At 56.6% G+C, this 13,322-nt stretch carries 12 protein-coding genes; all 12 read right to left on the bottom strand.

All coding sequences use genetic code 11. The features are described from left to right. Positions 1-401: 401 nt before the first annotated feature. The 12 genes from spoVM to coaBC all read right to left on the bottom strand — a co-directional run bounded on the left by spoVM (position 402) and on the right by coaBC (position 13,313). Entirely contained in the window at positions 402-482 is an 81-nt protein-coding gene (gene spoVM, locus FHT67_RS09920) for a stage V sporulation protein SpoVM (protein WP_010345573.1), read from the bottom strand. Positions 483-626: 144 nt separating this feature from the next. Next, positions 627-917 (bottom strand): hypothetical protein, encoded by a 291-nt coding sequence (locus FHT67_RS09915; RefSeq protein WP_132306050.1) that lies wholly within the window; start codon positions 915-917, stop codon positions 627-629. Positions 918-922: 5 nt separating this feature from the next. Continuing rightward, positions 923-1,567: a ribulose-phosphate 3-epimerase gene (gene rpe / locus FHT67_RS09910; protein WP_167197728.1), complete on the bottom strand. Its 645-nt coding sequence runs from the start codon at positions 1,565-1,567 to the stop codon at positions 923-925. Between the two features lie 5 nt (positions 1,568-1,572). Beyond that, on the bottom strand, positions 1,573-2,499 hold the full coding sequence (gene rsgA / locus FHT67_RS09905; protein WP_132306054.1) for a ribosome small subunit-dependent GTPase A: 927 nt from the start codon (positions 2,497-2,499) through the stop codon (positions 1,573-1,575). Further along, positions 2,486-4,714: a Stk1 family PASTA domain-containing Ser/Thr kinase gene (gene pknB / locus FHT67_RS09900; protein ID WP_167197725.1), complete on the bottom strand. Its 2,229-nt coding sequence runs from the start codon at positions 4,712-4,714 to the stop codon at positions 2,486-2,488. The genes rsgA and pknB overlap by 14 nt, the downstream gene beginning before the upstream one ends. After that, positions 4,711-5,481: a Stp1/IreP family PP2C-type Ser/Thr phosphatase gene (locus FHT67_RS09895; RefSeq protein WP_132306058.1), complete on the bottom strand. Its 771-nt coding sequence runs from the start codon at positions 5,479-5,481 to the stop codon at positions 4,711-4,713. The genes pknB and FHT67_RS09895 overlap by 4 nt, the downstream gene beginning before the upstream one ends. Before the next feature lie 6 nt (positions 5,482-5,487). Further along, positions 5,488-6,534: a dual-specificity RNA methyltransferase RlmN gene (rlmN, locus tag FHT67_RS09890; protein ID WP_132306060.1), complete on the bottom strand. Its 1,047-nt coding sequence runs from the start codon at positions 6,532-6,534 to the stop codon at positions 5,488-5,490. Positions 6,535-6,631: 97 nt separating this feature from the next. Further along, the gene (gene rsmB, locus FHT67_RS09885) at positions 6,632-8,107 is read right to left on the bottom strand and encodes a 16S rRNA (cytosine(967)-C(5))-methyltransferase RsmB (RefSeq protein ID WP_167197722.1); all 1,476 of its coding nucleotides are present in this window, start codon (positions 8,105-8,107) and stop codon (positions 6,632-6,634) included. Then, on the bottom strand, positions 8,104-9,057 hold the full coding sequence (gene fmt / locus FHT67_RS09880) for a methionyl-tRNA formyltransferase (protein ID WP_167197719.1): 954 nt from the start codon (positions 9,055-9,057) through the stop codon (positions 8,104-8,106). The genes rsmB and fmt overlap by 4 nt, the downstream gene beginning before the upstream one ends. 3 nt (positions 9,058-9,060) lie before the next feature. Continuing rightward, positions 9,061-9,546: a peptide deformylase gene (gene def, locus FHT67_RS09875; RefSeq protein ID WP_132306065.1), complete on the bottom strand. Its 486-nt coding sequence runs from the start codon at positions 9,544-9,546 to the stop codon at positions 9,061-9,063. Positions 9,547-9,579: 33 nt separating this feature from the next. After that, positions 9,580-12,081 (bottom strand): primosomal protein N', encoded by a 2,502-nt coding sequence (priA, locus tag FHT67_RS09870; RefSeq protein WP_167197716.1) that lies wholly within the window; start codon positions 12,079-12,081, stop codon positions 9,580-9,582. Then, positions 12,078-13,313 (bottom strand): bifunctional phosphopantothenoylcysteine decarboxylase/phosphopantothenate--cysteine ligase CoaBC, encoded by a 1,236-nt coding sequence (coaBC, locus tag FHT67_RS09865; protein WP_132306069.1) that lies wholly within the window; start codon positions 13,311-13,313, stop codon positions 12,078-12,080. Before coaBC ends, priA begins: the two co-directional genes overlap by 4 nt. Positions 13,314-13,322: the final 9 nt, after the last annotated feature.

Genomic DNA, 13,322 nt, shown 5'->3' with positions numbered 1-13,322 from the left:
CGCCGTCATTTTGGCGGCGCAGCGAACGTTCGCTATGAAATATAAGCGTCGTATACTTGTTTATACTTTCTTATATTTAGACAAAAAGCACCTGAGCCCAGGTGCTTTTTCTTTGTTTACCGCTCCGGAATGCGACCGCCCTCTGACACTGAAAGGTGGAGCCGTTTCACCTCGAATTCTAAGGATTCATAAGGTTACTCTTATATCGCTTAGAATTCTCCGGATCGGAACGCCTCCCGCCGCCGCTAAAATGGCGGACCGTTCCGCCTTGAATTCTAAGGATTATAAGTTTACCTTATAATCTCGCTTAGAATTCTACGGATCGGAACGCGTCTTGCTGCTTATAGACAGCAAAACCGTTCCGCCTTGCCCACGATCGTTCGTTAAGCCGTGCATCGGACCTAGTTTTTTTGGAAGGTATTCAATATTGCTTTTACGAATCCGCCCAGAAATTTCGGCAGTTTGATCGTGTAAAATTTCATGCCCATCCCTCCTCAGACACGCTCATCGAAATTGGATGTGTACCAAATAATATAAACGCAAAAATGGCTACACGAACCTTCGTTCATGTAACCATCCTATGCGATGCTAAGCTGTCCTATTCCAAAGCGCCAGCTAGTATTCTATTAGCCTGCCGGCACCGGATTATCGCGCATATAGACAACGATTGCGATTACCAGAGCCGTAGCGAAATAAACGATTATTGCAGAAACGATAAAGGAAATCCGCGGTCCCCAGGTAGAGAAGCGCTTGAAGCATTTAATCGCGATGTACAAAGCCACCAGGGAGAAGACGTATTTGATAGGCGAGCTGATGGCCGTAAAAAGTCCTAGCAAAACGCCTGCTGTTATCGCGTAAAAAGCGATCCAAAATAATTTCTTCCAAATGCTTTCCTCTAACTCGAAATCTTCGTCCACACTCGTTACCGAAGCGCAGCAATCGCGGCCGCGCGATCCCTTTCCCCGAATACGGCATTGCCTGCGACAAGCACATTCGCACCGGCTTCTACAACCTGCTTAGCAGTAATACTGTTAATACCGCCGTCCACTTGCACATGAACATGGCTGAGGCCGCGTTCGTTAAGCATTTTGCGCAGCTGGCGAAGCTTATTGAGCGACTCCTCGATAAAGGCTTGTCCGCCAAAACCGGGGTTAACCGTCATAATGAGAATCAGATCAACGTCCCCGAGAATATGTTCCAGAACCGACAACGGCGTGCTCGGGTTAAGCGCAACGCCGGCCGGCAGACCCAAGTCCTTGATCTGCTGGATCGTGCGGTGCAGATGCACCGTTGCTTCGGCATGAACCGTAATCCGGTCCGCTCCCGCGGCTGCATAGCTCGGAATGGACAGCTCCGGGCGTTCGATCATGAGATGCACGTCAAACGGAAGCTTCGTAGCCGGACGAACGGCCGCGATAACCGGAGGACCAAAGGTTAGGTTCGGTACGAAATGACCGTCCATAACATCGACGTGAATCCAATCCGCTCCCGCCTGTTCCGCTGCTTTAATCTCGTCTCCAAGCCGTGCGAAATCCGCCGACAGGATAGATGGTGCGATAATAGCCATATGGTTTAGTACCTCCGCTTTCTCTCTTTCATTTCCGTCATAAACGTCAAATAATTCTGATGGCGGCTAGGCGCAACCGCGCCCTCCTCCACCGCCTTCAGCACGGCGCATCCCGGCTCGTGCACATGGGTGCAGGCCCGGAATTTGCAGTCCGGCGCAAGCTCGCGCATCTCGCGGAAGCAGTACCCCAGGTCCTCAATGCCAAGCTCCGTGAAATCAAGCTGGCTGAAGCCCGGCGTATCCGCCACGTAACCGCCGCCTATCTCGACGAGTTCTACATGGCGCGTTGTATGCTTGCCCCGGCCAAGTCTGTTGCTGATTTCGTTTGTCTCGAGCTTAAGGCCCGGCACGAGAGCATTCAGCAGCGAGGATTTGCCCACGCCGGATTGACCCGCGAAGACCGCTACATGCCCTTTAAGACGGTCATGCAGCTCCTCGACGCCCACTCCCCGGCGCGAACTTGTTCCGTATACTTCATAGCCAATAGCCGTATAAATCCGGTTTACCGCTTCGGCGGCGGCTATCGCTGCTTTCGTCTCCTCGCCGTCCTGCTCCAAATCCTGCTTGCTTAAGCAAAGCACCGCCTCAATACCCGAATGCTCGATATGGACAAGAAATTTGTCAAGCAGCTGCAAATTCAAGGTGGGCTCCGTCACGGAAAAGACGAGGATAGCCAGGTCTACGTTGGCGACCGGCGGCCGGATCAGCTCCGAAGAACGGGGCAGGAGCGCTTCCACCGTGCCCTCGCCGTTCTCCGTCAAGGTGTACAGCACGTCATCGCCTACAAGCGGCGTTAAACCTCGCTTCTTGAATACGCCGCGAGCACGGCATTGCACCGTCTGCTCCGGCGATTCCGCATCATGCGGCAATACGTAGTAATAACCGCTGAGCGCCTTGACGATTCTTCCCTTGGCTTCACTAGTGCTGCTCATCTGGAGTGCCTCCGTTGTCGTTGCTATCTGCCGGATCCGCATTTGCCGGCTGATCCGGGTTCTCGGTTTTCTCTGTCGGGTCGGTGCTGGTCTCCGTGTCCGTGCCGTTATTACCGTTATTACCGTTATTACCGTTATTGCCGTTGTTGCTATTGCCGGAGCCCGGTATGGTAAGCGAGGAGGAATTCGAGCCCTGGGCCAGCTCCTCGTAAGTGATCGTGCGCGTATCCACGAACTGGCCGTCCCGGTATACCGTCACTCTGGCTTCCGTATTTGGCGCCAAAATGACCTGCACGGGGAAGGATTGGGTATCTTGAATTTGGCGTTTGCCCCACTCGATATCCTGACCGCGCGCATCGGAATACACAATCCGGATTTCGCTGGTTTTCCCCGCTTCGGCCGGCGATATCGTTACGTTGAACGTATGGTTCTTCGCATCCTTCGGCGGACCGGAGCTGACGCGGATCGTTATTTTCGATCCTTTAGGCACCGGATCGTTAGGCTTGAACTGATCCTGGTCGATAACAAGCCCTTTGCTTTGCGTATAGCTTGGTTCCTCCAGGATGTCGTCATCCTGCAGGACCAGCCCGTTCGACTTCACGATATCCTTCGCTTCGGCAACGGTATGGCCGATCAAATTTGGCATAGGGATCGTTTCCCGTCCTTTACTCACCATAAACTTGATGGTTGCCGTCTTCGGATCAAATTCCGAGCCAAACTCCGGCGTCTGACTTATAATTGTGTCCGGATCCTGGTCGCTGAATACTGGCTCCGATGAAATCTGATCTTCAGGTACACCGAGTGCCATCAAATCATCTTTGGCCTCCTGCAGCTGCTTGCCCTTATAGTCGGCTATCTTCTCCAGTACGGCGCCGTCACTGACGGACAGCTGAATCCAAGAGCCTTCCTTCACCCGCATGTTGGCCTTGTCCTGCTCAAAGACCTCGCCGGCAGGCACGTCGCCCATAAACTCGTGAATAACGGGCTCCTTGACCCTAAGCCCGGCATCCTCGATCATAGCCCGAGCCACATCTTCCTGCTTGCCGACTACGAAAGGCACGTCCACTTCCGGCACGTCAAGCTTGTTCAGCAGAGCAAAGAAGCCCCAGATAATCAAACCCAAAATGACCAGGGTTACCGTTACAATCGTTGTAGGGCGTTTCCAGCCTTTGGGCTTGCTGCTTGCTTTCTCATCCTTCCATTCCGCTTCCGGCTGACTGGATGCAGCCGCCGCTTTACTTGCCCGTTCAAGCGGAGCGGATGCTTCCGGGGGCGGAACAGGCGATAATTCGTACTGCGGAACGGAGCTGAGCATATCGCCCCGTATCGCAGGCATCACGCGAGTCTCATCGAGATCGCTGCCGCTCGTGAACGTCGCCTTCGGCTCGCTCAAGCGGCTTGGCTTGAGGCACGTATCCAGGTCGTTAAGCATCTCGCGGGCCGACTGATAGCGTTCGTTCGGGTTTTTTCGCATCGCGCGCAAAATGACGTTTTCCACGCTCTGCGGGATGTGAGGGTTTACCTTCCTAGGCTCCTCGAACTCCTCCTGCAAATGCTTGAGCGCAACGCTGATCGGGCTTTCTCCGAAAAACGGAAGCTTCCCCGTCAGCATCTGGTAGAGCACGATGCCAAGGGAGTACAGGTCGGACTTCTCCCCCGTACTGATGCCCTTGGCATGCTCGGGCGAAAAATAGTGAACCGAACCGACAACCGATCCGGTCTGCGTAATCGTTGAGGAGGTTACGGCACGGGCAATCCCGAAGTCCGTCACCTTCACTCTTCCGTTTTTGCCAATCAAGATGTTATGAGGCTTAATATCGCGATGAATAATATGATTCTGATGGGCGTGCTCCAGCGCATCGCAAATCTGCACGGCAATCCGCACCGCTTCGTCGGCCTGCAGCGGCGCACGCTCATGAATGATTTCGTTAAGATTATGACCCTCGATATATTCCATTACGATGTAGTGGGTATCCTCTTCCTGCCCTACATCGTAAATGCTGACGACATTCGGATGAGACAGAGAGGCAGCCGACTGCGCTTCTCTCCGGAATCTCCGAATAAATTCTTCGTCGTGGACGAATTGCTGTCTCAGCACCTTTACTGCGACATTACGGTTTAGCAGAATATCGTGCGCCTTATAGACCAGCGCCATTCCGCCTCCGCCGATTCTCGTTAAAATTTCATAGCGACCACCTAATTGATGTCCGATCATCCGTTGTCACCCCCTCGATAAGCAGCGCTTTCCTCCTGAAGAAGCACGACCGTAACATTGTCGTCTCCTCCGGCTTGCAGCGCCAATTGAATGAGGCGATCCGCTTTATCATCCAATCCGAGCCCTTCCTCACGAACCGTCTGCAGCATCTCTTCGTCGCTAACCATATTGGTCAGACCGTCGCTGCACAGCAGCAGTACATCGTTATCGGACAAGACTGCGGTATAAATATCCACCTCTACTTGCGCGTCCGTGCCGACGGCGCGCGTAATCACATTGCGGCGCGGGTGATGCGCCGCTTCATCCAGGCTGATCTGGCCGGATTTGACCAGTTCGTTGACGAGAGTATGATCCTCCGTCAATTGCGCAATTCCATCTGCGGTAATGAGATAGGCGCGGCTGTCCCCGATATGCCCGATGATCAATTGCTGCTCCTTGTACAGGGCAGCAACGATCGTCGTTCCCATATTGTAGTACTGCTCGTTGCGTGATGCCATATCGTAGACGACGTCATTGGCCATGACAAGCGCCTGGCGAATCAGCATTTTCCCCTCTTGCATCGATAAATCCGCCTTCGACGCGCTCTTCTCGAGCATGTCTCTGAACGTATTAACCGCCAGCTGGCTCGCTACATCCCCCGCTTGATGACCGCCCATTCCGTCGGCGACAATCGCTAAAGTAATGCCGTTATCCAGCTGTCCTACCCACGAACGATCTTCGTTAATATGACGAATTCGTCCGACATCGCTTCGGTTTGCCGTAATCAACCGTGATCACCTCGTCGTGGACTCCATATGTTTCGCCCTCAATTGGCCACATGCAGCCGCAATATCATGGCCTTGCTCCCTGCGGATCGTGCAATTGATTTTATTCTTTTCCAGAATGCGCTGGAATTCGAAAATGTCATTGCGCGGCGTACGAACGTAGTTCCGCTCCGGCACGTGGTTAACCGGGATCAGGTTGACATGGCACAACATGCCTTGAAGCACGTCCGCAAGCTCCTGCGCATGCTCGGCCTGGTCGTTAACCCCGCCGATCAATGCGTATTCGAACGTGATGCGGCGGCCGGTCTTTGCAATGTGATTGCGGCAGGCTGCCATTACATCCTCAAACGGGAAGCGGCGATTAACCGGCATCAGCTTGGATCTGAGCTTGTCATTAGGCGCATGGATTGAGATGGCCAGGTTGATCTGCGTATTCTCTTCCGTGAATTTATACATGCTTGGAACGATACCGCTTGTCGAAACGGTAATATGGCGCTGGCCGATATTCAGACCCTTCTCATGAATCATAATACGCAGGAAGGTCATGGTGGCGTCATAATTTTCGAATGGTTCGCCTGAACCCATGATAACGATGCTTGATACGCGTTCCCCGGTGGCATCCAGCATCTGCTGGGCCGTTACCACTTGCGCGACAATCTCGCCCGCGGTCAGATTGCGTTTCAGGCCGCCAAGCGTCGAAGCGCAGAACGTACAGCCGATCCGGCAGCCCACCTGCGTCGTTACGCAAATGCTGTTGCCGTAATCATGGCGCATGATAACGGTCTCGATCGCGTGGTTGTCATGCAGGCCGAACAGGAATTTGACCGTGCCGTCCTTGGACTCGAATCTTGTAATCTCCGACAGCGTCACGAACTGGAAGGACTCTTCCAGCTTTTCGCGAAGCGGTTTCGGCAGATTGGACATCTCTTCAAAGCTCTTCACGCGCTTCACGTACAGCCAATCGAACAGCTGTCCGCCGCGGAAGGCCGGCTCGCCGTTCTCTTTCATCCAGTCTTGAAGCTGATCGAGGTTATAGTCATAAATTATTGGTTTCATCTTCTTATTATCACACCTGACTCTGAAATAGCGCGCCTGTTATGCCGGCGCTGATGATTTATTTTACCACAAACGCCCATGCTGAGCCACAAGGGCCCTACGGGCGTCTGCGGAGACGGGCAATAAAGAAGCCGTCGCTGCCGTAATGATGCGGAAGCAGCTGCGCTTGTCCGTCAAATGAGCTGTCGACAATGCCTTTCTCGCGCAGCGGCTTAAGGGCTTCTTCCGGCCATTCGGCGTCAAGCCGGAATTCGGGATGCTCCTTCAGGAAAGCGGCCACCTGCTCTTCGTTCTCGGTGCTCTCAATCGTACAGGTGCTGTAGACCAGCGTCCCGCCGGGCTTAACCAAGCCTGCCACTGCCCCGAGCAGCCTGCGCTGAATCGCCGCGATATCGGCTACATCGCCCGCTGTTTTCGTCCATTTGATTTCCGGCTTGCGGCGAATAACGCCAAATCCGGAGCAAGGCGCGTCCAGCAGTACCGCGTCCATCGAAGCCGGAGCGAACCGCTCGCCGAGCTTGCCCGCATCTTCGGTGGTTGCCTCGATGTTCTGAAGGCCGAGACGCACGGCCTGATCGACGATAAGCTGGCGTTTGTGAGGATGAAGGTCGTTGGCATAGACCTTGCCTTTGCCGCCCATCAGTTCCGCCATATGGGTTGTTTTGCCGCCAGGCGCCGCGCAGCAATCCAATACTTGCATGCCCGCCTTAGGCTCCACAACCTCTGCGACCAGCATGGAGCTTTCGTCCTGCATCGTCCAGAGGCCTTCGCGGAAGCCTTCCGTATCGGCCAGATTGCCGCCGCGGCGAACCACGATACCGGCAGGCGCAAGCCTCGATGCTTCTGCATCGCCGCCCTGTTCGGCCAGCAGGCTCAGCACTTCGTTACGCGTTGCGCGGAGCGGATTGACGCGGACGCTGGCATGCGGCGGCTCATTGCCCGAAGCGCAGATGGCTTCGGCCGTTTCCGCGCCGTAAGCTTTGACCCAGCGTTCAACCAGCCATTCCGGATAAGAATGCCTGACGGAGATCTGTACGACAGGGTTCTTGTCCACAATGGCGTCAACCGTCAGCTCCGCACGGTTCCGGTCAATGCTGCGAAGAATGCCGTTAACCATTCCCGAAATCCCTTGATGTCCTCTGCGCTTTGCAATGGTTACCGCCTCGTTCACCGCAGCATGGGCCGGAATACGGTCAAGATACAGCAATTGATAGGCGCTCATGCGCAATAGCTGATGCACCCAGGGCTCCAGCTTGCGCAGCCCTTTGGCCGCAAATTTGCCAAGCCAATGATCCAGCGTCAGCTGACGCTGGATCGTTCCGTATACCAGCTCGGTTACGAGAGCAGCGTCAGCGCGCTGCAGCTGTGCATCCTGCAGGACACGGTTGAGCTGCAGGTTGCTGTACGCACCGGTCTCCGCCACCTTCACCAGCGTATCAAGCGCAAGCTCGCGCGGCGTACGGACGCGTGCCGGGCGCTGTTCCTTGCGCCCCTCCTGTCCGGGGCCGCGGCCTTGGCCTTTTCCGCCCGGTCTCCGCTTTGACTGAGACTTTAAAGATTCCCGTTCGCTCATGTTTCGCCACCGCCAAATACGGCGCCGTAAGATAGCCGCGCGCCCGGCAGCCAGTCCGCAATCGTCATAACCCGCTTGCCCGCGGGCTGAACCTCTAGCAGGCGGAGCAGCCCGTCACCGGTTTGTACGTCAATGCCGGAGGTGCTTGCCGCAACTACGGTACCCGGAGCAGCGGCACCGTTGCCTGCCTTGCCTTCTTCAGGCTTCGCGCATGCCCATACTTTAAACACTTCGCCGTTCAGGTATGTAAAAGCGCCTGCCATCGGAGACAATCCGCGCACTTGGTTATAGATGCTGCGCGCCGGCTTGCTCCAGTCGATCCGCTCGTCCTCGCGCGTTAAGTTGGGCGCGTACGTAGCCAGCTCGTTATCCTGGGGCTCGGCCTTCAATTCGCCTGCAATCAGGGCTGGAAGCGTGCGTCCGAGCAGTTCGGCGCCGGCAGCGCTCAGCTTCTCGAACAAAGTACCCGATGTATCCTCGTCCGTAATCGGAACTTCAACCTTGCTGATCATATCGCCGGTATCAAGACCTTCCGCCATATACATAATCGTTACGCCGGTAACCGTTTCGCCATTCATAATCGAGCGCTGAATCGGGGCACCGCCGCGGTAGCGCGGCAGCAGTGAGCCGTGCACGTTAATGCAGCCAAGCCGCGGGATGTCCAGAAGCGCCTTCGGCAAAATTTGTCCGTAAGCGGCCGTGACAATCAGATCCGGCTGGAGCTCGGCAATGGCCGCAACCGATTCGGGGCTGCGCATTCGCTCAGGCTGAAGAACCGGCAGACCAAGCGCAAGAGCCGCTTCCTTCAGAGGAGGCGGCGTCAGCACGCGTTTACGTCCTTTCGGGCGGTCCGGCTGCGACACGGCAGCGACTACATCATAGCCCTGCTCGATCAAAAGCCGCAGAGAAGGAACGGCGAATTCCGGCGTTCCCATAAATACGATACGCATTCCTTACTCGCCGCCTTTTCTTTGTCTTGCCGTAATGTCATACACATTTTGCGCAATATCCGTGAACAGAATACCGTTCAGATGATCGATTTCATGCTGGAAAGCAACCGCAAGGAAGCCGCTCGCCTCTACCGTAAACGGATTGCCCTCCGCGTCCTGCCCGTTTACGACGATGCGCTCGTAGCGCTTTACGTCGCCGTTCAGGTTCGGAATGCTGAGACAGCCTTCAGGACCAAGCTGTTCTCCTTCTTTTTCGACGATAACGGGATTAACCATCGAGATCAGACCTGTCTCGTCGCCGATATCCACGACAATGACGCGTTTCGAGATGCCGATCTGCGGAGCCGCAAGCCCTACGCCGTCCGCATCGTACATGGTTTCTGCCATATCCTTCAGAAGCTTTTGCAGATTGGAGTTGAATTTCGTTACTTCCTTTGCCGTCTCGCGGAGCACCGGATCGGGTTCTTTGACAATAATACGAATGGCCATAGCCGTTACCTTCCTTTACAATCGTTATCTATTTTATAAAATGACTTGCGGGTCGACATCGATGCTGAACTGCACCTGCTTTGCCGGCGAGCTCTCCACAAAAGGCGCCATCGCGTGCCTTAGCAGCGCCGGTATGTCGATGTTTCCACGATATTTTATCACACATTGAAAACGGTAGCGATCTTTCATTCTGGAAATGGGCGAGGCGACCGGTCCTAGAATGTCCATCGCCCTCGGCAGACCGCCCTCAAGCGGGCCAAGAACCCCCTCGCCTGCCGCGAGACCCCTAAGCCGCTCGGCAAACTGTTCGCTAACCGAAGACAAAAGAGGCAGCTGTTCATGCGACATCGTCACCAGAACCAGCCTGCAAAAAGGCGGATAGCCCATCACGCTCCGGTGCTTGAGCTCTTCCAGCACAAACGCGGCATAATCATGATGCTGGGCGGTAAGAATGGCGTAATGCTCGGGAGAATAAGTCTGGATAATAACCTCCCCGGGAAGATGATGGCGCCCGGCGCGTCCCGCTACCTGCGTCAGCAGCTGGAACGTCCGCTCCGCCGAACGGAAGTCCGGCAGATTGAGCGACGTATCCGCGGCTATTACGCCAACCAGCGTAACATACGGAAAATCGAGCCCCTTGGCCACCATCTGAGTGCCCAGCAGCACGTCCGCTTTCCGCTCGCCGAATTGCTTGAGCAGCTTCTCGTGCGCATGCTTCTCGGAGGTTGTATCCACATCCATCCGGATCACCCGGATCCCCGGGAACAGCTTCGCCAGCTCTTCCTCCACCCGCTGCGTCCCCGTCCCGAAATAGCGGATATGCTCGCTGCCGCAGGACGGGCATTCCTTCGGAGCCAGCTCGGCGTGACCGCAATAATGACAGCGCAGCGCCCGCGATTTCTGATGATAGGTCAACGAAATGTCGCAATGCGGACATGCGGCCGTATACCCGCAGGAGCGGCACATCACAAACGTCGAATAGCCCCGCCGGTTAAGCAGCAGCACCGACTGCTCGCCGCGCTCGAGCCTGTCGGCCAGCGCGGCATGCAGCTTGCGGCTGAACATCGAGCGGTTGCCGTCCTGCAGCTCGCCGCGCATGTCAATGACTTGAACCGGCGGCATCGGACGGCTGCCGACCCGCTCCGGCATGGGCAGCAGCGCCGATTCCTTGCCGGGCGCAGGCTGGCGGCTGGCGGCGGCGAACGATTCCAGCGACGGCGTCGCGGAGCCCAGCACAACCGCGGCTCCATGCTGCCTGGCGCGTCTTACGGCGACATCCCGCGCATGGTATTTCGGGCTCTCCTCCTGCTTGTAGGAGGATTCATGCTCTTCATCAATAATAATAAGCCCAATCCGCTCAAAAGGTGCAAAGATCGCCGAGCGGGCGCCAATGGCGACCTGTACGCGGCGGCTCCGGATCTTGCGCCACTCGTCGTAACGCTCGCCGTTCGACAACCGGCTGTGCAGCACGGCGACGGCTTCGCCGAAGCGCCCCTTGAACCGCTCCACCATCTGCGGAGTGAGCGAAATTTCGGGAACGAGCACAATCGCCTGCTTGCCTAATTCCAGACAATGCTGAATGGATTGCATATAGACCTCTGTTTTGCCGCTCCCCGTAACGCCATGAAGCAGCAGCACCTGCGGCTCGCCGCGGCTTACCGTGCCCGCAATCCGTTCATACACGTCCTGCTGGCCGGGCATAAGGGGCAGCGGCTGCGTCCGCTGGAAATCCCGCCCTGCGTACGGATCCCGTTCCTGCTCGACTTCATGCAGGCCAAGCAGGCCCTTGTCCGCGAGCGCACGGACGCTGGCAGGCGAACCGCCTGCTTCCGCCAGCAGCGCTTGCAGCGGCATGGCCTCGCCGCGCTCCAGCATGAAGGCGAGCAGCTCGCGCTGCTTCGCGGCCCGGGCCGGGAAGCTCTCCAGCGCTTCGCGCGCCGCTGCTTCGTCATCCGGCGGGAACACGGTCAGCACCTTGCGAATCGCCAGACGGTCCCGGATCGAAGTCTGCTCCTGCAGCAGCCCGTCGCGGAGCGCCTCTTTTATGGATGCCGAATGCTCCGGATACCGCTGCTGCAGCGTCTCCAGCTTAAGCTGCTTCTGCCTGCCGATCCACGTCAGCAAGTCCTCCGGCAGCAGCGCCGTCAGGCCATAGTCCTCCGCCGTATATTCCGGATCCTCGTTCAGGCTGATATACCTTTCCGCTTTCCCTTTCAGAGCGGCCGGAATCATGGCTTGCAGCGCTGTCGTCCAAGAACAGCAATACTTGTCGCTCATCCATTTGGCCAGCTCGATCAGATCGGGCAGCAGCGGCGGAACCGGATCGAGCAGCTCGGATACGGCCTTCAGCTTCATGGGATCCACGTCGGCCGTCTCCGCAAGCTCAATGACAAAGCCCTGCAGGACCCGGGGGCCAAAAGGAACGCCTACCCGGCTGCCGACCTCAATCCAGCTCTCCATGCCGGGCGGTACTTTATAGTCAAACGGCCGGTCCGTCTGGCGGCTCGGCACGTCTACGATCACTTTGGCAATCATTCTTCGCCCCGACCTCCATCGCGGGAGGCTACCTCCGCAAGGCGCCGGGCAGCAATCGTCAGAATGCGCTGCGCCGTCTCGCGCTTGGACAGCAGCGGCATCGCTTCAATTAATCCGCCTGGGCCGTACAGCTGTACGATATTCGTGTCCCCGTTGAAGCCCGCGCCTTCCTGGCTGACATCGTTGCCCACGATCAGATCGGCATTTTTGCGCTTCAGCTTGTCCATGGCATACTTCTCCAGCTGCTCCGTCTCGGCGGCAAAACCGATCAAGAGCTGATGCGTCTTCCGCTCGCCTAGCGTCTGCAAAATATCCGTCGTTTTCTCCAGCTCCAGCGTTAAGGTTTCGCCGGACTTCTTGATCTTCTGGCCGTGTCTCGTCACCGGGCGGTAATCCGCCACTGCTGCCGATTTAACCACTATATCCGATTCGTCGAATCGTTCCAGCACGGCGTCAAGCATTTGCTGCGCCGACTCTACCCGTATAACCTTCACGCCGGCAGGCGGATCAACGGAGGTTCTGCCCGCGATAACCGTAACCTCGGCACCCATCACCTTGGCGGCTTCCGCAATGGCAAAGCCCATTTTCCCGGAAGAATCATTTGTCAAATACCGGACCGGATCAAGGCGCTCCATCGTGCCTCCCGCCGTTACCAGCACGCGCTTGCCCGCAAGCGCTCCGTGCTCCTTCGCTTTCAGCAAAGAATGAACCGCAATGACGATATCCTCCGGCTCCGCAAGACGGCCTTTTGCCACGTAACCGCACGCAAGCTGACCCGTTCCCGGCTCAACGAACATCACGCCGCGGGATGCCAATAGCTCCAGATTGCGGACAACCGCCGGATGCTCGTACATATGCACGTTCATGGCCGGCGCCATCAGAACCGGACTTGTTGCCGCGAGCAGCGTGGTGCTCAGCATATCGTCGGCCAGGCCGTTAGCCGCTTTTCCAATAATATTCGCGGTTGCCGGCGCGATTACGACCAGATCGGCTCGATCAGCCAAGTCAATGTGTGTAACGACCGAAGGGTCCTTCTCGTCGAACGTATCGATGTGCACCGGATGGCGTGACAAGGTTTGGAGCGTAAGCGGCGTAATGAATTTGGCTGCCGACTCCGTCATGATGACGTGCACCTCGGCCCCCGCCTGCACGAGCTTGCTGCAGAGCGCCGCGCCTTTATAGGCTGCAATGCCGCCGGTAATGCCTAGTACTATCGTTTTTCCTCTCAACATACTGTTTCC

The organism is Paenibacillus sp. BK720 (genome assembly GCF_011761545.1).
GTDB lineage: Bacteria > Bacillota > Bacilli > Paenibacillales > Paenibacillaceae > Pristimantibacillus.
The sequence above is the reverse complement of the archived record's forward strand: the minus strand, read 5'-3'. Positions and strand labels throughout refer to the sequence as shown.

Bases quoted from the DNA above. Each gene is read 5' to 3' on its own strand.
- fmt (WP_167197719.1), bottom strand. From the start codon at position 9,057: ATGCGTATCGTATTTATGGGAACGCCGGAATTCGCCGTTCCTTCTCTG.
- pknB (WP_167197725.1), bottom strand. From the start codon at position 4,714: ATGATCGGACATCAATTAGGTGGTCGCTATGAAATTTTAACGAGAATC.
- def (WP_132306065.1), bottom strand. From the start codon at position 9,546: ATGGCCATTCGTATTATTGTCAAAGAACCCGATCCGGTGCTCCGCGAG.
- spoVM (WP_010345573.1), bottom strand. From the start codon at position 482: ATGAAATTTTACACGATCAAACTGCCGAAATTTCTGGGCGGATTCGTA.
- coaBC (WP_132306069.1), bottom strand. From the start codon at position 13,313: ATGTTGAGAGGAAAAACGATAGTACTAGGCATTACCGGCGGCATTGCA.
- rlmN (WP_132306060.1), bottom strand. From the start codon at position 6,534: ATGAAACCAATAATTTATGACTATAACCTCGATCAGCTTCAAGACTGG.
- rpe (WP_167197728.1), bottom strand. From the start codon at position 1,567: ATGGCTATTATCGCACCATCTATCCTGTCGGCGGATTTCGCACGGCTT.
- priA (WP_167197716.1), bottom strand. From the start codon at position 12,081: ATGATTGCCAAAGTGATCGTAGACGTGCCGAGCCGCCAGACGGACCGG.
- rsgA (WP_132306054.1), bottom strand. From the start codon at position 2,499: ATGAGCAGCACTAGTGAAGCCAAGGGAAGAATCGTCAAGGCGCTCAGC.
- rsmB (WP_167197722.1), bottom strand. From the start codon at position 8,107: ATGAGCGAACGGGAATCTTTAAAGTCTCAGTCAAAGCGGAGACCGGGC.